At 62.7% G+C, this 23,371-nt stretch carries 16 protein-coding genes; 9 read left to right on the forward strand and 7 right to left on the reverse strand.

What is annotated here, in order from left to right; genetic code table 11:
* Nucleotides 1-159: 159 nt before the first annotated feature.
* Entirely contained in the window at nucleotides 160-2,088 is a 1,929-nt protein-coding gene (locus tag ACFVTG_RS05565) for an ArnT family glycosyltransferase (RefSeq protein ID WP_390278756.1), read from the reverse strand.
* A complete protein-coding gene (locus ACFVTG_RS05570) occupies nucleotides 2,085-3,314 on the reverse strand; it encodes a glycosyltransferase (RefSeq protein WP_390278759.1) in 1,230 nt (409 codons plus the stop codon). The genes ACFVTG_RS05565 and ACFVTG_RS05570 overlap by 4 nt, the downstream gene beginning before the upstream one ends.
* Nucleotides 3,315-3,474: 160 nt before the next feature.
* On the opposite strand from ACFVTG_RS05570, the gene glmM reads away from it, so the two are divergent.
* On the forward strand, nucleotides 3,475-4,839 hold the full coding sequence (gene glmM / locus ACFVTG_RS05575; protein WP_390278762.1) for a phosphoglucosamine mutase: 1,365 nt from the start codon (nucleotides 3,475-3,477) through the stop codon (nucleotides 4,837-4,839).
* 100 nt (nucleotides 4,840-4,939) lie between these two features.
* Here the strand turns inward: glmM and mscL are convergent, their stop codons facing one another.
* The 3 genes from mscL to coaA all read right to left on the reverse strand — a co-directional run bounded on the left by mscL (nucleotide 4,940) and on the right by coaA (nucleotide 7,297).
* Nucleotides 4,940-5,329, reverse strand: a complete 390-nt coding sequence (gene mscL, locus ACFVTG_RS05580) for a large conductance mechanosensitive channel protein MscL (RefSeq protein WP_284755194.1) — start codon at nucleotides 5,327-5,329, stop codon at nucleotides 4,940-4,942.
* 88 nt (nucleotides 5,330-5,417) lie between these two features.
* Nucleotides 5,418-6,281, reverse strand: a complete 864-nt coding sequence (locus ACFVTG_RS05585) for a D-alanyl-D-alanine carboxypeptidase family protein (RefSeq protein ID WP_390278765.1) — start codon at nucleotides 6,279-6,281, stop codon at nucleotides 5,418-5,420.
* Between the two features lie 5 nt (nucleotides 6,282-6,286).
* Nucleotides 6,287-7,297, reverse strand: a complete 1,011-nt coding sequence (gene coaA, locus ACFVTG_RS05590) for a type I pantothenate kinase (RefSeq protein ID WP_284755196.1) — start codon at nucleotides 7,295-7,297, stop codon at nucleotides 6,287-6,289.
* A 133-nt stretch (nucleotides 7,298-7,430) separates the two neighbouring features.
* Here coaA and glmS point away from each other — a divergent pair, with 133 nt between their 5' ends.
* The 8 genes from glmS (at nucleotide 7,431) to ACFVTG_RS05630 (ending at nucleotide 20,181) form a co-directional block, all read left to right on the forward strand.
* The gene (gene glmS / locus ACFVTG_RS05595) at nucleotides 7,431-9,323 is read left to right on the forward strand and encodes a glutamine--fructose-6-phosphate transaminase (isomerizing) (RefSeq protein ID WP_390278768.1); all 1,893 of its coding nucleotides are present in this window, start codon (nucleotides 7,431-7,433) and stop codon (nucleotides 9,321-9,323) included.
* A gap of 4 nt (nucleotides 9,324-9,327) precedes the next feature.
* On the forward strand, nucleotides 9,328-9,675 hold the full coding sequence (locus tag ACFVTG_RS05600; protein WP_284755198.1) for a holo-ACP synthase: 348 nt from the start codon (nucleotides 9,328-9,330) through the stop codon (nucleotides 9,673-9,675).
* Between the two features lie 14 nt (nucleotides 9,676-9,689).
* The gene (locus ACFVTG_RS05605) at nucleotides 9,690-11,234 is read left to right on the forward strand and encodes an NAD(P)H-hydrate dehydratase (protein WP_390278772.1); all 1,545 of its coding nucleotides are present in this window, start codon (nucleotides 9,690-9,692) and stop codon (nucleotides 11,232-11,234) included.
* A gap of 84 nt (nucleotides 11,235-11,318) precedes the next feature.
* On the forward strand, nucleotides 11,319-13,676 hold the full coding sequence (gene glgX / locus ACFVTG_RS05610; protein WP_390278775.1) for a glycogen debranching protein GlgX: 2,358 nt from the start codon (nucleotides 11,319-11,321) through the stop codon (nucleotides 13,674-13,676).
* Nucleotides 13,673-15,991 (forward strand): malto-oligosyltrehalose synthase, encoded by a 2,319-nt coding sequence (gene treY, locus ACFVTG_RS05615; RefSeq protein WP_390278779.1) that lies wholly within the window; start codon nucleotides 13,673-13,675, stop codon nucleotides 15,989-15,991. Before glgX ends, treY begins: the two co-directional genes overlap by 4 nt.
* Nucleotides 15,992-16,050: 59 nt before the next feature.
* Nucleotides 16,051-17,814, forward strand: a complete 1,764-nt coding sequence (treZ, locus tag ACFVTG_RS05620) for a malto-oligosyltrehalose trehalohydrolase (protein WP_390278782.1) — start codon at nucleotides 16,051-16,053, stop codon at nucleotides 17,812-17,814.
* Nucleotides 17,815-17,892: 78 nt separating this feature from the next.
* Complete coding sequence (mgrA, locus tag ACFVTG_RS05625) at nucleotides 17,893-18,930, forward strand: L-glyceraldehyde 3-phosphate reductase (RefSeq protein ID WP_390278785.1); 1,038 nt, start codon at nucleotides 17,893-17,895, stop codon at nucleotides 18,928-18,930.
* A gap of 165 nt (nucleotides 18,931-19,095) precedes the next feature.
* On the forward strand, nucleotides 19,096-20,181 hold the full coding sequence (locus ACFVTG_RS05630; RefSeq protein ID WP_284755206.1) for an inositol-3-phosphate synthase: 1,086 nt from the start codon (nucleotides 19,096-19,098) through the stop codon (nucleotides 20,179-20,181).
* Between the two features lie 157 nt (nucleotides 20,182-20,338).
* Here the strand turns inward: ACFVTG_RS05630 and ACFVTG_RS05635 are convergent, their stop codons facing one another.
* Complete coding sequence (locus ACFVTG_RS05635; RefSeq protein WP_390278788.1) at nucleotides 20,339-21,298, reverse strand: DUF559 domain-containing protein; 960 nt, start codon at nucleotides 21,296-21,298, stop codon at nucleotides 20,339-20,341.
* Nucleotides 21,299-21,466: 168 nt separating this feature from the next.
* Nucleotides 21,467-23,161 carry a formate--tetrahydrofolate ligase gene (locus ACFVTG_RS05640; protein WP_390278791.1) on the reverse strand — a complete coding sequence of 565 codons (1,695 nt, stop codon included), beginning with the start codon at nucleotides 23,159-23,161 and terminating at the stop codon, nucleotides 21,467-21,469.
* Between the last annotated feature and the right edge of the window lie 210 nt (nucleotides 23,162-23,371).

Consider the following 23,371-nt stretch of genomic DNA (forward strand, 5'->3'; position numbering starts at 1 on the left):
CCGTGGTGTTGCCGCTGGCGCGACATCACCACGGGGCCCTCGGCGCTTTTTAGCGCTCGGAACCACGAGCGCTAAAAATGCGCCTACACAAGCGCCAAAGCCGCTTGTACGAAAGCCCGTTCCGCCGTTTGGCGGGGCGGGCTTTCGTCGTACTTTGCACTATTGGGTGAGGCGGTAGAAAGACGCCCCGTCGATCATCTCAGGCCGGAAGTTGTTTTCGACCCATTGAACGATGCGCGCAGATTCCCCTCGCCCGTCGGCAGTCAAAGGCGGAACGTTCTGGATCACAAACGATCCGACTTCGCCGCTGCGAACCATGCTCTGGAATTGCTCCAGCGTCGGGAAGGGATCTGTACCGTCGAATCCACCCACCGCCAGGATCGCCCTGGAACTGTCCAGCTGATAGTTGGCGGCCGTCTCCGAGCCGACAACGGCGGCCGCCCACCGCACTGACACAGGACTCGCCTTGATCCTTCCCAGGACTCCTGGAGATGGCACGTCGCCGAACATGACTGCGCTGAAGGACAACGGCGTCTTTGCCGGCAGCTGAGTTCGACCCGGACTGTCGGTTCGTACGCCCAGGATGCTAGGCCCGGCGACCACTCCTGCCCCAACGTGCGGGCTAAGTACCGTGTTTACAGACCAGATTGTCGGTCCCAAGAGAATTGAAGCCCCCATCAGCAGCACCGCGGCCGTTCGAAATTTCTTCTTTACGGGTGGGAGCAATGCGATTGCGATTGCCAACCCACCCACGACCAGCAAAACCAAGGGTAACCACGAGAAATCCAGCACCGACCGCGAGGCGGAGACGTACCCCAGAATCAGGGAGAGAGCCAGAACAACGCCGGAAAAGATACGGAACAACCCGTTTGTCATGCGGCGCATAAGGTAGGTTGCTGCAAATCCTCCTAGGCAGCTCAGCGATGGCACGGTTGAGATCGCGTAATAGGGATGCACTATGCCTGACATCATGGCCAGGACCGTGGCCGAACAAACAAACCACGTTGCGCTCAGGATCAAAAAGGAGCGCTGTTGCGACCTGCCCTGTCGACGAATAACGAACCAGAGGGTGATGCCGAGTCCTGCAATGGCGAGTGGGAGAAACCACCCGAATTGACCGGAGAACTGTGGTTGCAGGAAGCGGGTTATTCCGGGGTCAAGTTTCACGTCCAGCGTTGCCGTTGCACCGGACATCGTGCGGCTGGCATCTTCACCAGTCAGCCGATCCAGTCCGTTGTATCCCAGCGTTAACTCCCAGATGCTGTTGGATCGGGAACCGCCTACGAAAGGCCTCTGGGCAGGATCAGCCATCTGGGCGATCATGAACCACCAGCCAGATGCCACGGCTGCGGCGAGCAACCCCGCCCCTAGGTGGAGCAGCCTGACAATTACGGAAAACCGTGCGAACACAAGGTACGCCAGTGCGATCGCCGGCAGGATGAGGGCAACCTGAAGCTGCTTCGTGAGGAACCCTGCGCCTACCAGGGCTCCCGCGACGAGCAGCCAGCGAAGCTTCCCCTGGTCGATTGCCTCGAGTGTCGCGTAGGCGGCTCCGATCATGAGCAGGGTCAGCAGGGCGTCCGGGTTGTTGTACCGAAACATCACGGTGGCCACGGGTGTAACCGCGAAGAAGAGCCCCGCAAGCAGACCAGTAGCGGGGTCGGTTCGTTTCGCTACCGTCCGATAGAGCAAATAGACGCTGAGTACTCCCATCAGGGCCTGTGGCAGAAGGATGCTCCATGAGTTGAGCCCAAAGATACGGACGGAGAGGGACATGATCCACAGTGACAGTGGGGGCTTGTCCACCGTTATTGCATTGTTCGGGTCCGAGGAGCCGTAGAAGAATGCCGTCCAATCTTCCGAACCGGCCATTGCGGCAGCCGAGTAGTAGGAGTTGGCCCAACCGTTTCGGTCGAGTCCCCACATGTAGAGGATTGACGTTGCGACCAAGAGGCCCAGAAGTGCTGGACGGACCCACTGCGCGTTTGCGGGATTCCCGCGAAGCCAATTCAGAATGACCTGGGAGCGGCCTTGGATGACCCCGCTGAGGGCTGTCGGTCCAGGAAGCCGGCTGGTTTGGTTGCTCACATTGCCAGCTGCTTGATGGGCGCCGCACCACGCCGCGCCTCCGTCCGCCGTACCCGGAAAACCCAGATCCGGAGCAGAACGAAGCGCACCAGGGTGGCGAAGATGTTTGCGCAGGTCAGGACGAACAGCTCAGCACTGGGCGATGCGTCCGGGTGGATGGCATGTAGTAGAAGCAGGGAAGAAGAAGTGATTCCCCAGGCGGCCAGGAAGACCACAAGGCCTTGAAACTGTTGTGTGAACTGCCGCTCGGGTCCGTGGATCCTGAAGGTGAAGCGACGGTTGGCAGCCGTGTTCGCGATCGCCGTGATCAATAGGGCCAGAAAGTTTCCCTGCTGTGGGCCGAACGGACCCTGGAATAGAAGATACAGCAAAGCAAAAGCGAGAGTGGAGAACGCTCCGACGATTCCGAAACGCACCACTTGGCCGAAGAAACTGGGACGCGTTGGCGCGGCGATAGGTCCTCGCCCCAGCTCCGCATATATCGCTTGCAAAGGGATATTTCCCTTCATCATGGAACCGGCGACGCGCACCAGGCCCCTGATATCGTCGACGGCCGTTTGGCGGATATCCACCCGGCTGTCAGGATCGTCGATCCAGTCGACTGGAATCTCGTGGATACGAAGCCCTGCCCGCTCCGCCAAGATCAACAGCTCGGTATCGAAGAACCAGCAATTGTCCTTCACGTAGGGAAGCAGCCGATGTGCGACTTCCGCCCTGACAGCCTTAAAGCCACACTGGGCATCGGAAAACTGTACCTGCATGGTCCGTTTGAGAATCAGGTTGTAGCTCCGCGAGATGAATTCCCGTTTGGGACCCCTGACTACCCTGGAAGTCCGGCCAAGCCGCGTGCCGATGCTGACATCCGAGTGTCCGGAAAGCAGGGGAGCGATAAGCGGCGGCAACGCCGCCAAATCGGTCGAGAGGTCTACGTCTACATATGCCAGAACTTTGGCTTCCGACGATGTCCACGCGTCGCGGAGCGCGAATCCCCGCCCTTTTGTCTCAAGGCGCCGATAACTGACATTGGGAACCTCATCGGCGAGCTTCCGCGCAATTAAACCGGTCGCGTCCGTGCTCGCGTTGTCGGCAATCGTGATTTTCCAGCTGTACAACAATTCCCGCGAAAGGTAGTCGGCAAGCCGGTAAATGCTTCTTTCGAGTATGGCGGACTCGTTGAAAACGGGGACAATTATTTCGAGCGCCAAGCCCCCAGAGCTAGGTGTCATGCGGTAATCGTAGAGACTTGTTAAGGTGCATTACTAGAGTGGAGCGGAAAACGCAAGTCAAGTAGTTCCACTCTTGCGCTCGCGCGGCTGAAGGAGTAGTGGCAGGGCCGCCGGCACTCCTTCGCTCGGCCCCTGCAGCCGTCGTCTAGACTGGGACGCGATGGCTAGATTATTTGGAACAGATGGCGTGCGTGGTCTCGCCAATGGATTGCTCACCGCGGAGCTTGCTCTTCAGTTGGCCCAAGCTGCCGCAGTGGTCCTCGGCCACGAGCGTGCAGCTGACGGAAAACGGCCTCGTGCCGTGGTCGCCCGGGATCCCCGCGCGAGCGGCGAGTTTATCGCTGCAGCTGTGGAAGCCGGACTTTCGAGCTCCGGCATTGACGTGTACGACGCCGGAGTGCTGCCGACGCCGGCAGCGGCCTATCTCATTGCGGACCTCGATGCCGATTTCGGCGTCATGATCTCGGCCTCGCACAACCCTGCACCGGACAACGGCATCAAGTTCTTTGCCCGCGGGGGCCAGAAGCTCCCGGACGAGGTTGAAGACGCAATCGAGGCCCAACTCGGCAAGGAACCTTCACGCCCTGTGGCTGGCGACGTCGGCCGCATCCAACGCTTCTCGGACGCCGAAGACCGTTACATCGTCCACCTTCTCGGCACCCTGCCGCATCGCCTCGAAGGTCTCAAAGTTGTGCTGGACTGCGCCCATGGTGCGGCCAGTGGCTGTTCCCCGCAGGTCTTCGCGAGCGCCGGCGCCGAAGTTGTGGTGATCGGTGCGGAACCCGACGGCCTGAACATCAACGACGGCGTCGGTTCCACCCACCTTGGCCAGCTCAAGGAAGCCGTCGTCAAGCACGGTGCGGACTTCGGCATCGCGCACGACGGCGACGCCGACCGCTGCCTGGCTGTGGACCACGAAGGCAACGAAGTTGACGGCGACCAGATCATGGCGATTCTGGCCCTCGCGCTGAAGAAGTCCGGAAAACTGAAGGACGACGTCCTGGTAGCCACCGTGATGAGCAACCTTGGACTCAAGATCGCCTTGCGTGAAGCCGGAATCACCCTCCGTGAGACCGCGGTGGGGGACCGGTATGTCCTGGAGGCCATGCGCGCCGGCGGCTTCAGCCTTGGTGGAGAGCAGTCGGGCCACGTGATCTTCTCCGATTACGCCACCACTGGCGACGGCGTCCTGACCGGTCTGCAGATCGCCGCCCAGGTAGCCGGCACCGGACGGACCCTCCAGGACCTTGCCCGCGCCATGACCAAGCTGCCGCAACTCATGATCAACGTGAAGGGTGTGGACAAATCACGCGCCGCAACGGACGAAGGCGTAGCCGCTGCGGTGGCTGCCGCCGAGCTCGAACTTGGTGATACCGGCCGCGTGCTCCTGCGGCCATCGGGCACCGAAGCGTTGGTACGCGTGATGGTGGAGGCCGCGGACATGGAAACCGCTACCCGCATATGCACCGAACTCGCCGGCGTCGTCGAAAACCGCCTCGCCATTCCACGCGAACTGGCTCTCTAAGACCGGAAGCAGCAAACAACTGTGGCCCGTCTCCGTGAGGAGGCGGGCCACAGTTGTCTCAAATGCTTACCTTTGAACAGTGCTTACCGTTGAAGCACGCTTACCTTTGAACCAGGCTGTCCCGGATCTCGGTGAGGAGCGTGACCGCGGGGTCGGCAGCCGGCTCATCTTCCGTGATGCCCAACTTGGCGTTGCGGCGCTCGATGAGGTGGTTCATCGGAGCCACCACGACGAAATAGATGGCGGCTGCTACCAGGACGAAGTTAACGATCGCGGTCAGCAAAACCCCGAACTGTAGGTCATTTCCGTTGATGGTCACTTTCGCAAAGCTGTCAAAGTTGGGGGATCCAACCAAGGCAGCGATCAGCGGCATGAGGACGTTCTTGACGAGTGCATCAACAACTGCACCGAAGGCGGCACCCATGACGACGGCTACGGCAAGGTCTACGACGTTGCCCTTCAGAATGAAATTCCTAAATCCACTCAACATGGCACCAAGCTAGTGCATGCTTGTGAATTCAAAGTGAGCAGCCGTTCAATTCCGCGGGGTGTCGGGAACTTCCCCGGTTAAACAACCGCTAAAGGTAGCCTGGCGCCGCTTCGAGTCCAAAGTATTCCTCGAGGGTGGCGATGCCCCGGTTGGCCATATCCGTTGCGGCCTCAACCCCGATAAACCGCAAATGCCACGGCTCGTAGTAATAGCCGGTGATCTCATGGAGCATCCACGGATATCTGACTACAAATCCGTACTTGTGCGCGTTGGCCTTGGCCCAAACAGCGGACGGCTGATCAGTGAAGCAGGGCTCGAAGCTGCACGCCCCGCCGCCGTCGCCGATGTCGAACGCCCAGCCAGTCTGGTGTTCCGAGAAGCCGGGACGTGCGGAGGCCGTGTCCGCCGAGGCTTGGCCACGTGTGTTTACGTAACCGTTGTACGTGGCGGTTTGGGTCTGGAAAGAACGGTAACCGGATGCCAGAGTCATGGTGGCGCCGGCCGAGGCGGCTGCCGCGAAGAGCTTTTCGGCTGCTCCGGCGGTTGTGCTGTTGAGAAGGGACGCCTCCCCGCTGACTGCGAGTTGCAGGCGGGGCTGTACCAAGTCGGCGGGGACAAACTGCAAGGGGGCGAGCGGCCGGTGCTTGTTCACGATGACCCACTGGCTCGTGGGGTCGCTCAGTGAAAACTGCCGGGACAGGACCCCTGACGGCGGAGCTTTCGACGGCGGGGCGCCCGACGGCGGCGGCTGGCTCCCGGCTGTGGCGGGAACCGGCGTCGTGGTCGCCACGGTCGGCGTCGGCGTTGCCGTTTGGGGACCTGAGGGGGACGGTGCGGCCGTGGGCGAGGCGACCGGGGTATCCGGGGTGCAGCCCGCCAAAGCCGCCATTCCCACGCCTGCCGCAAGTAAGGTCGTGAAGGACCTTCGGCTGGGGCGGCAGTGGTAGCACATCCGTGCTAGACCTTTCGGAGCAGCATGCGGCGGATCGAATGGTCGGCATCCTTGGTGAGGACAAGTTGCGCCCGGCCGCGGGTAGGAAGGACGTTTTCCTCAAGGTTGGGCTCATTGATGCGCTTCCAAATGCCGCGCGCAGTGGCCTCCGCCTCGGCGTCGGAGAGCGTCGCGTAACGGTGGAAGTAGGATTCGGGCTGGGCGAAGGCGGTGCTTCGAAGCTTGCGGAAACGGTCCACGTACCAGTCTTCGATGTACGACGTCTTGGCGTCGACGTAGATGGAAAAATCAAAGAAGTCGCTCAGGGCCAAGCCTTGGCGGCCGTCCTGGCGCGGACGGGCGGGCGCCAACACGTTGAGGCCCTCAACGATGAGGACGTCAGGCCGTCGGACCACCACTTCCTTGTCCGGGACGATGTCGTAGGTGACGTGCGAATACCAAGGAGCGCGGACCTCTTCGGCGCCGCCCTTGATCGCACTCACGAAACGAAGCAAAGCCCGGCGGTCGTAGGACTCCGGAAAACCCTTGCGTTCAAGCAAATGCCGGCGCTTCAACTCAGCGAGGGGATACAAGAACCCGTCGGTGGTGATGAGTTCGACGTTCGGAGTGCCGGGCCAACGGCGGAGCATTTCGCGCAACACACGGGCAATAGTGGACTTGCCGACCGCCACCGAACCTGCCACCCCGATCACGAAGGGAGTGCGCTGGGTCTGCTCGCCAAGGAAGGTGGTTGTGGCGGCATGAAGCTGTTGTGATGCCTGGACATAGAGATGCAACAAGCGGGAGAGCGGAAGGTAGACCTCTCGGATTTCCTTCATGTCCAGGGGGTCACCGAGGCCGCGAAGGCGAACGATGTCCTCTTCGTTGAGCGGCTGCTCCATCTGTGCAGCCAGCCGGGACCACGTCTGCCTGTCCAGTTCCACGAACGGAGAGGAGCTGTCGCCGTTCGCTTCATTGCGTTGCAAAGTCACTATAGAGATTCTGCCCCTCCGTTGGCTGATCCGGAAATACAGCATGAACGGCGGGAAGAATTCGTGTGAGCATGCTCTCCGGAAAATGTCCGCGATCCGGCATTTCCCGCGGCCTGGCCTGCTTGCGCGGCCGGATATCCTACGTCCATTTCGCGGGGCAACCGCTACTCTTGTAGGCATGTGTGGAATCGTAGGTTACGTTGGCAATTCATCCCGCCGGGCAGAAGCCGGGCACTCGGCTCTCGACGTCGTGCTTGAAGGACTCCGGCGGCTTGAATACCGCGGCTATGATTCAGCCGGAGTCGCAGTGGTGGCTAATGGAACCATCACAGCCCGGAAGAAGTCCGGAAAACTGAGCAATCTGTTGAACGAGCTCGAAGGCAATCCGCTCCCGGACTCGCTGACCGGCATCGGCCACACCCGCTGGGCAACCCACGGCGGACCCACCGACCAGAACGCCCATCCGCATCTGGCCGATGGTGGACGCTTGGCCATGATCCACAACGGAATCATCGAAAACTTCGCAGAGCTCAAGCAGGAGCTCATCGCCAAGGGTGTCACTTTCGAGTCGGAGACGGACACCGAGGTTGCAGCAGCACTTCTGGGCGATATTTTCCGCAACCAGCTCAATGGGGACTCTTCCAACGGCAAGCTCACCAAAGCGATGCAGCTCGCCTGCCAGCGGCTCGAAGGCGCTTTCACGCTTCTCGCAGTGCACGCCGAGCGGCCGGACGTCGTTGTGGCCGCCCGTCGCAACTCCCCCCTTGTTGTAGGACTGGGGGAAGGCGAGAACTTCCTTGGCTCGGACGTTTCCGGTTTCATCGATCACACTCGCCGCGCCGTGGAGCTTGGCCAGGACCAGATCGTCACCATCACAGCCGAAACCGTCGAGATCACGGACTTCTTCGGCGCCCCCGCCCAGGGCAAGGAATACCACGTCGACTGGGACCCGGCTTCTGCGGAAAAGGGCGGCTTCAGCTCCTTCATGGAGAAGGAAATCCACGACCAGCCCGACGCTGTCACCCAGACCCTCCTCGGACGCTCGGACATCAACGGCCAGCTGACCTTGAGCGAGCTCCGGATCGACCCCGAGCTGCTGAAGCAGGTCAACAAGATCATCGTCCTGGCTTGTGGCACGGCCGCCTACGCCGGGATGGTCGCCAAGTACGCCATCGAGAACTGGTGCCGCATCCCCACCGAGGTGGAACTCGCGCATGAATTCCGCTACCGCGACCCGATCGTTGACGCAAACACCCTGGTGGTGTCCATCAGCCAGTCCGGCGAGACGATGGATACCCTGATGGCCGTTCGTTACGCCCGCGAACAGGGCGCCAAGACGATCTCCATTTGCAACACCAACGGTTCCACTATCCCGCGCGAATCCGACGCGGTTCTCTACACCCACGCCGGTCCGGAGATCGCCGTCGCGTCGACCAAGGCGTTCCTGGCCCAGATCACGGCTGCCTATCTTCTTGGTCTTTACCTCGCCCAGCTGCGCGGAAACATCTTCACCGGCCAGATCAAGGACGTCTTGGCGGACCTTGGCAAGATCCCCGCCCACATCCAGAAGATCCTCGACAACGCAGGTCCCCTCCGCGAGCTCGCCCGCAGCATGAAGGACGAGAAGTCGGTGCTGTTCCTGGGCCGCCACGTGGGCTTCCCTGTGGCACTTGAAGGCGCATTGAAGCTCAAGGAAATCGCGTACATCCACGCTGAGGGGTTCGCGGCCGGCGAGCTCAAGCACGGTCCGATTGCCCTGATCGACGAAGGACAGCCGGTCTTTGTGGTGGTTCCCTCGCCGCGTGGCCGCGATTCCCTCCACGCGAAGGTTGTCAGCAATATCCAGGAAATCCGTGCCCGCGGTGCGCGCACCCTGGTGATCGCCGAAGAAGGCGACGAAGCCGTGCGGGCTTACGCCGAGCACGTTTTCTACGTGCCCCAGACGCCTCCGCTCTTGATGCCGCTCCTCACCACTGTTCCGCTGCAGATTTTTGCGGCGGAGCTGGCCAAGGCGAAGGGGTACGACGTGGACCAGCCGCGTAACCTCGCCAAGAGTGTGACCGTAGAATAGCCGCATGATTGTTGGCATAGGCGTAGACGTCGTAGACATTGAGCGCTTCGGGCGCCAACTTGAGAGGACCCCGGGCCTCCGAGACCGCTTGTTCGTTCCCGCGGAACGCGAGCTCAACACGCGGTCCTTGGCGGCGCGTTTCGCGGCCAAGGAAGCTGTGGCAAAGGTCTTGGGAGCGCCGGCGGGCATGAACTGGCAGGACTGCTGGATCGGCCTGGACCAGTACGGTCCCACCATCAAGGTGAAGGGCACCGTGCTGGCAGTGGCCGAGTCCAAAGGCGTGAAGCACTGGCACGTGTCCATGAGCCACGACGGCGGAATCGCCACTGCCATGGTCATCGCCGAAGCCTAGCAGCGCAAGCAACCATGATCAGCGCCTTCACCGGAACACAGATCAGGGCAGCGGAACAACCGCTTCTTGATGCCGGCGGGGGCGCTGTCCTCATGCAGCGCGCAGCGCACGGACTAGCGCACGCCGTCGTCCGTGAACTCCGATCGGAAGGCCGCAGCCTTTACGGCTCGAGCGTTACGGTGCTGGCAGGCAAGGGGAACAACGGCGGGGACGGTCTCTACGCCGCGGCAATGCTCGCGAAGCGTGGCATGCGCACGACGGCGGTGCTCACCGCCGGTTCCGCCCATCCTGACGCCCTCGCGGCCTTCGAGTCCGCCGGCGGACGTGTCCATGTTTTAGGCGGGGACAACGCCGAAGAACTAGCTGTGCTGGTTGCAGGCGACGATGTGGTCATTGACGCCATCCTCGGTACGGGTGCGCGGGGTGGCCTTGGCGGTTCCGCCGCGGAATTGATTGCTGCCTTGCAGGACCTGAAGCCCGATTTGGTCGTAGCCTGCGATACCCCGAGCGGAGTCGACGCCGACACCGGCGAGGTCCACTGGCCCGTCTTGACGGCGCGGCTGACCGTGGCCTTCGGGGGCGTCAAAGCCGGACTGATGGCCGATCCGGGTGAGGGCTGTGCCGGCAGGGTGATCCTGGTACCTATCGGCATCGAGGAATATCTTCCGGCACCTGCCCTCCGCCGTTTCTCTGCCCGTGACCTGGCTGCCGTTCTGCCGGACCCGGGGCGGCGGGCCCACAAGTACACCCGGGGAGTCCTGGGCATAGTGGCAGGTTCCGAGCGTTACACCGGGGCCGCGGCGCTCTGTGTCGAAGCCGCCTCCAGGGCCGGCGCGGGAATGGTGCGGTACCTCGGCCCGGAAGTCGTGGCGCGACAGGTCCTGACGCGGACCCCCGAGGCTATCTGGGAGCCAGCCGAGCCCGGCCGGGTCCAGGCGTGGTTGCTCGGTCCTGGCCTGGACGGGGCCGAACAACTCCATCGAGCCCGCGACGTACTGGCCGCGGCGTCCGACGCCGGCCAGCCCGCCGTCGTCGACGCCGGAGCCCTGGAGCTCCTGCCGGAACGCTGTCCGCCCAACTGGATCCTGACCCCGCACGCGGGGGAGCTGGCGGCCCTTCTTGGCCGAGGCGAAGTGCGTGTGACACGGGAGGACGTCGAATCGCGGACCGTGCACTTCGCCCTGCTCGCGGCCGAGCACACCGGTGCGGTCGTCCTGCTCAAAGGTGCCACAACGGTGGTTGCTTCCCCTTCCGGGGCGGTCTTCAGCCAGTCGGATGGATGCCCGTGGATGTCAACGGCAGGCAGCGGGGACGTCCTTGGCGGGATAATCGGTGCTCTGGCTGCAGCGTACGCGGAGTCCGGGCTGGACGACGACGGCCCATTCGCTGCACTGGGAATCGCCCCTGGAGAGCGCTGGGCTGCGGTAGCCGCGGTCGGCGCAAGCATCCACGGATTGGCCGGCAGCGAAGCCTCGGCGGGCGGCCCATTGACCGCTTCCGATATCGCCGGGGCGGTTCCCGGCGTCTTCCGATTTCTTAGGGAATATCGCGCCGGATGATCCCGGATGATCCCGGATGTTCCGTGAATGTCACATAGTCTGGCTAGGCTGGCAGGAAGTTATCCGGCACGTGAAGGAGAACACATGGACGTTTGGCCAGGAGCCGCTTACCCGTTGGGAGCCACTTTCGATGGCACGGGAACCAACTTCGCGCTGTTCAGCGAGAAGGCCGAAAAGGTGGAGTTGTGTCTCTTTGACGACGGGGAAGAAATTTCCTACACCGTCAGCGAAGTGGACGGGTATGTATGGCATTGCTACCTTCCCCACGTCCAGCCCGGACAGAAGTATGGCTACCGCGTGCACGGTCTCTATGACCCTGCCTCCGGGCAGCGCTTCAACCCGAACAAGCTTCTCCTGGATCCTTACGCGAAGGCCATCCACCGGCAGATCGACTGGGATCCGGCGCTTTTCTCTTACAACATGGGGGATCCGGACTCCCGCAATGACAAGGACTCCGCACCCCACATGATGATGGGCGTGGTCATCAATCCGTTCTTCGACTGGGCAGGGGACCAGTTGTTGCGGATCCCGTACCACCGGTCCGTGATCTACGAGGCCCACGTCAAGGGCCTGACCCAGCTCCACCCTGAGGTTCCGGAAGAGCAGCGCGGCACGTATGCCGGAGTGGCCCACCCGGCCGTGATTTCCCATCTGCAGAAGCTCGGGGTGACGGCTATCGAGCTCATGCCGGTGCACCAGTTCACGAACGACGGCATCCTGCAGGACAGGGGGCTGAACAACTACTGGGGCTACAACACCATCGGGTTCTTCGCCCCGCACAACAGCTACAGCTCCAAAGGCGATACCGGCCAGCAGGTCCAGGACTTCAAGGCCATGGTCAGGGCGTTGCACACGGCAGGCATCGAGGTCATCCTCGACGTCGTGTACAACCACACAGCCGAGGGCAACCACTTGGGCCCCACATTGTCCTTCAAGGGGATCGACAACGCCGCGTATTACCGTCTGATGGACGGTGACGAGAAGCACTACATGGACTACACGGGTACCGGGAACTCGCTGAATGTGCGCAGCCCTCACTCGTTGCAACTGCTCATGGATTCCCTGCGCTACTGGGTCACCGAAATGCACGTGGACGGTTTCCGCTTCGACCTCGCCTCCACGCTGGCCCGTGAGTTCTATGACGTGGACAAGTTGTCGACCTTCTTCGAACTCATCCAGCAGGATCCTGTAGTCTCCCAGGTCAAGCTGATCGCCGAGCCGTGGGACGTCGGTCCCGGTGGCTACCAAGTGGGCAACTTCCCGCCGCAGTGGACGGAATGGAACGGCCAGTACCGGGACACGGTCCGTGACTTCTGGCGTGGCGAGCCCTCCACCCTGGGCGAGTTCGCCTCGCGGTTGACCGGATCGGCGGACCTTTACGAGCACTCCGGCCGCCGCCCGGTAGCCTCCATCAACTTCGTCACGGCCCACGACGGCTTCACCTTGGCCGACCTGGTGTCCTACAACGAGAAACACAACGAGGCGAACGGCGAAGGCAACAACGACGGCGAATCCCACAACCGTTCCTGGAACTGCGGCGTGGAGGGCCCCACCGAGGACCCGAAGGTCCTGGGCCTTCGTGCCCGCCAACAGCGGAACTTCATCGCCTCGATGCTCCTGTCCCAGGGTGTTCCGATGCTCCTGCACGGTGACGAGCTCGGCCGCACCCAGCGGGGCAACAACAATGGCTACTGTCAGGACTCCGAGCTGACGTGGATCAACTGGGAGAGCGTGGACCAGCCGCTCGTGGAGTTCACGGCCGCGGTCAGCGCATTGCGCGCCAAGCATCCCACCTTCCGGCGCAGCCGCTTCTTCGACGGACGCCCGGTACTGCGAGGCGAAGGCGAGAGGCTTCCGGACATCGTCTGGCTCGATGTCGACGGAACCACCATGACGCCGTCGGATTGGGACAGCGGCTTCGGCCGCTCCGTCGGCGTGTTCCTCAACGGTGACGGCATCCGCGGCCGGGACAACCAGGGCCGGCGGATCACGGACGTCAACTTCCTGCTCTACTTCAACGCCCACGACGACGAAGTCGGTTTCAAGGTGCCCTCGGACGAATACGCACCTGCGTGGGACATCATCATCGACACCGCCGGCGGCGGAGCGGACACTCAACCTGTGCCGGCGGAATCCGTCCTGGGCGTTGGGGCCAAATCGCTCGTGGTATTGCGGGCACACAGCATCCCGGACACGGATCCGGACCATTCCGTAGCGGCGTCCCTCGCCGCCTTGTCGCAGACAACCACCACCGAAACGGCTTCCTTGACTGCGCCGGCCACACCGGCACCGTCCACACGGAAGCTCCAGGTTGTACCGGAAACCGCACCCGAACCGAAAAAGCACCACGCTCAGGAGCCGAAGGCTGCCCCCGAAACCAAGCCTGCCGCTGCGCCGAAGAAGCCCAGAAAGCCACGCGCCCACAAGAACGGGGGATCATGAGGACACCCGTCTCCACGTACAGGCTCCAGATCAGGCCTTCGTTCACGCTCCAGGACGCGGCGGCCCTCACGGGTTATCTACGCGAGCTCGGAGTGGATTGGGTGTACCTGTCGCCTATCCTGACGGCGGAGGAGGGCTCGGACCACGGTTACGACGTCACCGACCCCTCCACCGTTGATGCTTCGCGCGGCGGAGCCGAAGGGCTCGCGGCGCTCTCCAAGGCGGCACGGGAAGCCGGCCTCGGGGTCCTGGTGGATATCGTCCCGAACCACATGGGCGTTGCGTCGCCTCCGCAAAATGCCTGGTGGTGGTCCCTCCTCAAAGAGGGCAGGACCTCCCGCTATGCGGAAGCGTTCGACGTCGACTGGGACTTCGGTGGCGGAAGGCTCCGGATCCCGGTCCTCGGCAGCGACGACGACGTCGACAAGCTGGAAGTGGTCGACGGCGAATTGCGCTACTTTGACCACCGCTTCCCGCTGGCCGAAGGCAGCTACGTCGCCGGTGACGACGCCAGGGACGTCCATGCGCGCCAGAACTACGAATTGCTCGGCTGGCGCCGGGCTGACGACGAACTGAATTACCGCCGCTTCTTCGCGGTCAATACACTGGCCGGGATCCGTGTCGAAATCCCGTGGGTCTTCGCGGAAGCCCACGCGGAGGTCGCCCGGTGGTTCCGAGACGGGCTTGTGGACGGGCTGAGGATCGATCACCCGGACGGGCTCGCGGACCCTGCCGGGTACCTTGAGCGCCTCAAGGAAACCACGGCCGGTTCCTATCTGCTCGTCGAGAAGATCCTCGAGCCAGGGGAGGAACTTCCGGAGAACTTCGACTGTGAGGGGACCACAGGCTACGACGCGCTCGCCGACGTCGATCGCCTTTTCGTGGATCCCGACGCCGAAGCGCAGCTTGACGCCTTGGATGCCAGGCTCCGGGGCACCGTGGGGCCCGCCGATTACCAGGCCATGATCCACGGCACCAAGCGGCGCATTACGGACGGCATCCTGCATTCGGAAATCCTGCGGCTCGCGAGGCTCGTCCCCGAGTCTCAGGAACTGCCCCGCCACAAGGCGGCCGACGCCCTGGCTGAGACCATTGCCTCGTTTCACGTCTACCGAAGCTATCTCCCCTACGGCAAAGACACCTTGGTTGACGCCGTTGAACGGGCCGCCCGGACCAGGCCGGAACTGGACCAGGTCCTCAAGGAGCTGCTTCCGCTGCTGCTCGACGCCAGCAGTGAACTCGGCCGCCGCTTCCAGCAGACCTCCGGCATGGTCATGGCCAAGGGCGTGGAAGACACCGCGTTCTTCCGTTACACGCGCCTTGGCACGCTGACTGAAGTGGGAGCGGATCCCACCGAATTCGCCTTGTCCACGGCTGGATTCCACGAGCGCATGGTACGCCGCCAGGCACTGCTGCCGCTGTCCATGACCACACTGACCACGCACGACACCAAGCGCAGCGAAGACACCCGGGCCAGGATCTCCGCTATCTCCGAGGCCGTCCCCGAATGGGAAGCATTCGTGGATCGCATGCAGGAACTGGCTCCGATTCCCGACGGGCCACTCGCAGCCCTCGTATGGCAAGCGATCGCCGGTGCTTGGCCGGCCAGCCGTGAACGCCTCCAGGGGTACGTCCTCAAAGCGGCACGCGAAGCGGGCAACTCCACGAGCTGGACGGAGCCGAACGAGGCGTTCGAAGCAAAGCTCGCCTCCGCCGTCGACGCCGTCTTCGACGTGCCGGAGGTGACGGCCGCCCTCGAAGAGTTCGTTGCCCTTGTGGACCCTTATGGAACGTCCAACTCACTGTCGGCAAAGATTGTCCAGCTGACCATGCCGGGCGTACCGGACGTCTACCAAGGCACCGAGTTTTGGGATCGTTCACTCACCGACCCCGACAACCGGCGCGCGGTCGACTTCGAACGGAGGAGGGCCGCCCTTGCAGCCCTCGACGCCGGTGTCCGGACTGAAGCGCGGGACGAGCTCGCCAAGCTGCTGCTGACATCCCGGGCATTGCGTTTGCGCCGGGACCGGCCGGAGCTCTTCGGTGGTTACAATCCCGTCAATGCCGAGGGTCCCGCAACTGAACATCTGATCGCCTTCGACCGTGGAACCCCTGCCGCCGGGGGCGGAGCCATCACTTTGGCCACTCGGCTCCCGCGGAAGCTTGAGCGAAACGGCGGGTGGCAGGACACCTCCATTCGTCTTGGGAGCGCGGCCCAGGATGAGCTCACCGGCAACAGCTACCCACCGGGCGAGGTTCACGTCGCAAGGCTTCTGCAGCGATATCCGGTGGCCTTGCTCGTACCCATTAGCTAGCCAGAGCAAGCAACGACGGCGGGCCAACGAAGCCCGGACGAGACGATTGAGGGGGAGCGATGGCCGAGAAGACCAGCGCCGGGAAACGGTTCGACGTGTGGGCCCCGTTTGCAGAGTCTGTCACCCTGCTCGCGGCGGGTCAGCACCACGAAATGCGGTCGCAGGACGGCGGCGCCGCCGGCTGGTGGACGGCTGACGTACCACGGCTGGCCGGCACCGACTACGGATATCTGGTGAACGGCGAGGGGCCTTTTCCCGATCCGAGGTCGCAGCGCCAGCCGGACGGGGTCCATGCCCTTTCCCGCACCTTCAACGCCTCGTCGTATGCCTGGAACGATTCGGACTGGGAAGGGCGCGGGCTCGGCGGCGCAGTCATCTATGAGCTTCACCTCGGGACCTTCACACCGGAAGGCACACTGGACGCGGCCGTGGGAAAGCTGGATTACCTCGTTGAACTGGGAATCGACTTCGTGGAGCTCCTGCCGGTCAATGCGTTCAACGGCCCCCACAACTGGGGCTACGACGGCGTGCTGTGGTTCGCCGTCCACGAGGCCTACGGCGGACCGGAGGCTTATCAGCGATTCGTGGATGCCGCGCATTCTGCCGGACTCGGTGTGATCCAGGATGTGGTCTACAACCATCTGGGACCCAGCGGGAACTACCTGCCGAAATTCGGCCCCTACCTGAAGTCCGGCGAAGGAAACACGTGGGGCGACTCAGTGAACCTGGATGGCCCCGGTTCCGATGAAGTCCGTCAATTCATCCTGGACAACGCAGCTATGTGGTTGAGCGACTTCCACGTGGACGGGCTGCGCCTCGACGCCGTGCACGCCCTTCGCGATGAGCGTGCCGTCCATATCCTTGAAGACCTGGCAAGCCTTGCAGATGGCATCGAAGCCGAATCAGGCGTCCCCAAGACGTTGATTGCGGAATCGGACCTGAACAATCCGCGCCTGATCTACCGTCGGGACACCAACGGCTATGGCCTGGAAGGGCAGTGGAGTGACGACTTCCACCACGCCGTGCACGTGAACCTCACCGGCGAAACAGCCGGCTACTATTCGGACTTCGACTCCTTGGGCGCATTGGCAAAGGTGCTTGAGCACGGTTTCTTCCACGACGGGAGCTACTCAAGCTTTCGTGGCAGGCATCATGGCCGCCCCATTCGCCCGGGGCTGGTTCATCCTGCCGCTTTGGTGGTCTGCAACCAAAACCACGATCAAATCGGCAACCGCGCCGCCGGTGACCGGCTGAGTGCGAGCCTGTCTTACGGCAGGTTGGCGCTGGCCGCGGTGCTGACCATGACGTCGCCGTTCACTCCGATGCTCTTCATGGGCGAAGAATTCGGCGCGTCCACTCCTTGGCAGTTCTTCACATCGCATCCCGAGGAATGGTTGGCCGAGGCCACCGCAAAGGGCAGGCTCAAGGAATTCGAACGGATGGGCTGGGACCCGGCATTGGTGCCCAACCCCCAGGACCCGGAGACGTTTGAACGCTCCAAGCTCAATTGGGAGGAAGCGCACGACGGCGATCACGCCCGATTGCTGGAACTTTACCGGGCGCTGGCGAACCTCAGGCGCTCGACGCCGGAGCTTGCGGGCGGCGGATTCACTGACACCCACGTCGACTTCAGCGAAGAGGACAAATGGCTGGTTCTTAGCCGGGGCGCTGTGATGGTTGCCTGCAACTTTGGTGACCTGACGCTGACGCTGACGAAGGCCATGGATGGCGAAGTCTTGCTCGCCACGGCCTCCGCGGCCGCCGTCGGGAATGGAAAGCTGACCCTCCCGGGGGAGAGCGCCGCCGTCGTGCGCCTTAAGTGACTGTTCCCTTTACAGTGACCTCGACCACATGACGGACATCGGCCTTTGAGCCTCGAAGGCGGTGGCAGGATGGTAGGTATGACTTATTCGGCTGCGGAGAACCGCCATGAAACCATGCCCTACCGCCGCGTCGGACGCAGCGGCCTCAAACTTCCCGCGATCTCGCTGGGACTGTGGCACAACTTCGGCGACGACAAGCGTTTCGAGGAACAGCGGGCCATCCTGCGCCGGGCTTTCGATCTTGGGGTCAACCACTTCGACCTCGCCAACAACTATGGTCCGCCGGACGGTTCCGCTGAAACGAACTTCGGCCGCCACCTGAAGGACGATTTCAGGCCGTACCGCGACGAACTCGTCATTTCCACCAAGGCCGGCTACTACATGTGGCCCGGTCCCTATGGAGAGTGGGGCTCCCGCAAGTACCTACTCTCCAGCCTTGACCAGTCGCTCCAGCGCATGGGACTTGACTACGTAGACATCTTCTACAGCCACCGCCCCGACCCCGAAACCCCGCTGGAAGAAACCATGGGCGCCCTGGACTATGCCGTCCGTTCCGGCAAAGCGCTCTACGCAGGAATCTCGTCCTACACCCCTGATCAGACCCTCGAGGCGGCCCGGATCCTCAAGGAGATGGGCACGCCGCTGCTCATCCACCAGCCCAGCTATTCCATGCTCAACCGCTGGACCGAGAACGGTTCGCCCAACCTCTACGAAACGCTTGACCAGGTTGGAGCAGGATCCATCGCTTTCTCCCCGCTGGCACAGGGAATGCTCACCAACCGGTACCTGAATGGAATCCCCGCGGATTCGCGCGCGGCCAAGGAGCGGTTCTTGTCCGAATCAGCGCTGACCGAGGAAAAGCTGAGCCGGGTGCGTGGTTTGAACGCCATTGCCGAAGGACGCGGCCAGACCCTCGCCCAGATGGCTATCGCCTGGATCCTGCGCGATCAGCCCAAGGGTTCGCCTGTAACCTCGGCCTTGGTGGGCGCGTCAAGCGTCGCGCAGCTGGAGGACACCGTGTCCGCGATCAACAACCTCGGCTTCACGTCAGAGGAACTGACAGCGATTGACGAGTTCGCCGTCGAATCCGACATCAATTTGTGGGGGCAGAAGTAGATTCGGAAACTTAACACAGGTGCGGGGCCGGCCGGGAACAAAGCCGGCCCCGTTCGGGTTGGTTACAATGCAAAGAGCGCCGAATGGCGCTGTGCCTTTAAGACGCCGTCGTACATTCAGGTACCGACGCGCTAGGCACCTGAGGTTAGTTCTCAAAGGAGTTCCGTGTCTTCACATCCGATTCGTGTCGCCATTGTCGGCGTAGGTAACTGCGCCGCTTCGCTGGTCCAAGGTGTCCACTACTATCGCGATGCCGACCCCCAGGCCACGATTCCGGGTCTGATGCATGTTGAGTTCGGCAAGTACCACGTCAACGACGTCCAGTTCGTCGCTGCGTTCGACGTCGACAGCAAGAAGGTCGGCCTCGACCTCGCTGACGCCATCGGCGCCAGCGAGAACAACACCATCAAAATCGCCGATGTCCCTTCCACTGGCGTGACCGTGCAGCGCGGCCACACCCTGGACGGCCTGGGCAAGTACTACCGCGAAACCATCATCGAGGCTTCGGAAGAGGCAGTGGACATCGTCGCCGCACTGCGCGAAGCCAAGGCCGACGTCATGGTCTGCTACCTGCCCGTTGGTTCCGAGGAAGCCGCGCACTTCTACGCCCAGTGCGCGATCGACGCCGGTGTCGCCTTCGTCAACGCCCTGCCGGTCTTCATCGCGGGTACCAAGGAATGGGCCGACAAGTTCACCGCCGCTGGTGTGCCGATCGTCGGCGATGACATCAAGAGCCAGATCGGAGCCACCATCACGCACCGCGTCATGGCCAAGCTCTTCGAAGACCGCGGCGTCACGCTGGACCGCACGTACCAGCTGAACGTCGGTGGCAACATGGACTTCAAGAACATGCTTGAGCGCGACCGCCTGGAATCCAAGAAGATCTCCAAGACCCAGGCCGTGACCTCCAACGTCGAGGCCGTCCTGCACGCCGACGACGTCCACATTGGCCCCTCCGACTACGTCGCCTGGCTCGATGACCGCAAGTGGGCGTTCGTTCGCCTCGAAGGCCGCAACTTCGGCGATGCCCCGGTTTCGCTCGAGTACAAGCTCGAGGTCTGGGACTCCCCGAACTCTGCCGGCGTGATCATCGACGCCATCCGCGCCGCCAAGATCGGCCTGGACCGCGGCATCGGAGGCCCGCTGCTTTCGGCTTCCAGCTACTTCATGAAGTCCCCGCCGGAGCAGTTCAACGACGACATCGCCCGCGAAAAGGTCGAAGCCTTCATTCGCGGCGACGTGGAGCGCTAACCCGGCGCCTTCCTGCCATCCCGCCCTCCTTCTCTCTCCCGACGCTCGCTCACTTGCGTCGGGTTTTCGACGGACGCTCGCTCGCTTATATGTGAGCGGGCGTCTGTGGTTTAACCCTCGCTCACTTTTGGGGCGTGTTGGGCGGACGCTCGCTCACCTATACGGCGCTTGCAAAGCCGGATGCGACGGCGGGATCGACCCACGCTGATCGCAGTGCCTTCTTGATCTCCTTGGTTGCCAGTTCGAAACCATCTGCCAAATCGTCCTTGCGGAACACGAGGACGGTCCAGCCGGCTGCCTCGAAGGCTTTGTTCCGGCGTCGATCACTGAGTGTCTGGGCCTCAGCGAGGTGATGGCCGCCGTCGTACTGAATGGCGAGCCGCCTTTGGCGGAAGCCCAAATCCGCCGACGGCGAGAACGGATCGTCACTTCGCAACTTGAGTTGAAGTTCGGGTTCTGGGATTCCGGCGTCCAGCATGGCCAAGCGAAGAAGCGACTCTGGCGCGGAATCCGCGCCCACGCGCATCAGTTCGAGCGCCTGCCTGGCACGCACGACGCCTTGTAAATTTGGATGTCGCTCTACTAGGGCACGCAGTTCTTCGAGGGTCGCAAACGGGGTGTCCCGTCCTTCCAGCGCCTGGCGGGGCACGCGGATCAGCTCGTCGCCCATACAGACGAGGTCGTTCAAAGGCAGGAGCCGGGCCATGTCCAGCCAAGTGCGGGGGCGCGTGCTGATCCGTATTCCATCAACGGATTCAACCTCGTCGGCGGCCGCCATCACCCTGTGCCCGATCACGCCTTTGCGGCGGGCTCCAGGCAACGATCGCGGCTTGCTGAGGTGCAGCTCCGTCGAATCGGCAAGCCAAGGCGGAAGGCAGGAACATCGAAGTCGCGCTGCCGTTACATGCGAGATCCAGGCGCCGGGCGTGGCTGCCGACAGCGCACGCGCTGCGGACTCAAGGTCGAAGTCCCAGCCGATCGGACGGTAGAGGCTACGGCTGACGCGTTCGACGTCGGCGCGAAGCAGGCGACCGCGCGGGACACCCTGGGCTTGGGCCTGGGCGAGCGTGAACGGTCCAGAAAGCAGTTCAATGGGAAGGACAGACTCGTTTCTCATACCCGCATTGTTACGCAAACAGGCGGGTGCCCGCAGAAGTTATCCACAGGCTCGGGATTCGGCAGTAGGTCTTGTAGTCCTCGGGGGTGATAGGTGAGCGAGGGTTTCCCGAAAGTGCCACATACGTGAGCGAGGGTTTCCCGAAAGTGCCACATACGTGAGCGAGGGTCAGAAGAGGCCCACCGGGTTGCCATGCTCATCGACGTCCATTCGCATCGCGGCGGGTTCCTTAGGTAAACCCGGCATCGTCATGACAGCACCCGTCAGAGCGACAATGAAGCCCGCCCCGGTCTTGGGAATCAGCTCGCGGACGTGGACCGTGAAACCCTTGGGGGCGCCCAACTGGGACGCGTCGTCGGTGAATGAATACTGCGTCTTTGCCATGCAAACGGGCATTCCGCTCCAGCCGTTTCTCCGGATGTCCGCGAGGCGCCTGAGCGCTGGGACCGAAAACTCCACACCGTCGGCACCATAGATTTCCTGCACGATCGTGCGGATCTTGTCTTCAATGGACAGGCCAAGGGGGTACAAGTGCCGGAAGTCCGACGGCGTTGCTGCCGCCACCGCCGCGGCGACCTTCGCCGCGAGCTCGTCACCGCCGTCGCCCCCTCCACCTCGGCCCCAGACGTCCGCCACTGCCGCCTGCACTCCCTCCTGGGCGCACCAAGCCAGCAACCATTCGAGCTCTTCGCTTGTGTCCGTCGCGAATTTATTGATTGCAACAACCGGTGTGACGCCAAACTTCTCCACATTGTGGACGTGCCGTTTTAAGTTCTCGACCCCAGCGGCGAGTGCCTCGACGTTGGGCTCCTTGAGCAGCTCCTTCGGGACGCCGCCCTGCATCTTCAGCGCCCTGATAGTCGCGACCACGACGACGGCGGACGGCGCCACGTCCGCGATTCGCGACTTGATGTCCATGTACTTTTCGGCACCGAGGTCGGCGCCGAATCCCGCTTCCGTGACAACAATGTCGGCGAGTTGTTGGGCCGTTCGTGTGGCGATGAGCGAGTTGCAGCCATGTGCGATATTGGCGAACGGGCCGCCGTGCACCAGGGCCGGCGTTCCTGCGATGGTCTGCACGAGATTCGGTTTGATGGCGTCCTTCAACAGCATGGTCAGGGCACCCTGGACGCCGAGATCGGCCACGGTGACCGGCTGACGGTCATAGCTGTATCCGAAAGTGATGCGGCCGAGGCGCTCGCGGAGGTCATCCAAGTCCGTCGCGAGGCAGAAGACGGCCATGATTTCGGACGCCACGGTTATGTCGAATCCGTCCTGTCGCGGCACTCCTTGAGCGGGCCCGCCCAAGCCGATGATGATCTCGCGCAGCGAGCGGTCGTTCATATCGAGAACCCGTTTGAAGGTCATGCGGCGTGGATCAATGTTGAGCTCGTTGCCTTGGAATATGTGGTTGTCCACGAGGGCCATCAGGGCATTATTTGCCGAGGTGATCGCGTGGAAGTCGCCGGTGAAATGCAGGTTGATCTGGTCCATGGGGAGAACCTGGGAATAGCCGCCCCCGGTCGCGCCTCCCTTCATGCCCAAGATCGGTCCAAGGGACGGTTCGCGTAGCGCGATCATCACGCGGTGACCGGCCCGCGCCAAGGAATCGGCGAGGCCTACCGTGGTTGTGGACTTCCCCTCACCTGCGGGCGTTGGGGACATAGCCGAGACGAGGACTACCTTGCCCGCGCGTTTGGCATCCGGGAGACGGAGCTTGGCGGGATCGATTTTCGCCTTGAACCGGCCGTACAGTTCCAACGCATCGACGTTGATCCCGGCACGCTCCGCGATCTCCTCGATGGGACGCATCGCCGCATTCTGGGCAATTTCAAGGTCGCTCAAGATCTTGTTTTCAGACATCCTTGTCCTCAAATCCGTGCGGAACACTGTGCGCGACAATCTATCAGGCGTGCCCCCATAGGTGAGCGAGCGTCGCCGGGAGGGGGCACATAGGTGAGCGAGCGTTTGGGGGATTGCCTTCATTGGTGAGCGAGCGTCGTCGGGATTGCCTTCATTGGTGAGCGAGCGTTTGGGGGATTGCCTTCATTGGTGAGCGAGCGTCGTCGGGAG

Source organism: Arthrobacter sp. NPDC058127 (genome assembly GCF_042884555.1).
Taxonomy (GTDB): Bacteria; Actinomycetota; Actinomycetes; order Actinomycetales; family Micrococcaceae; genus Arthrobacter.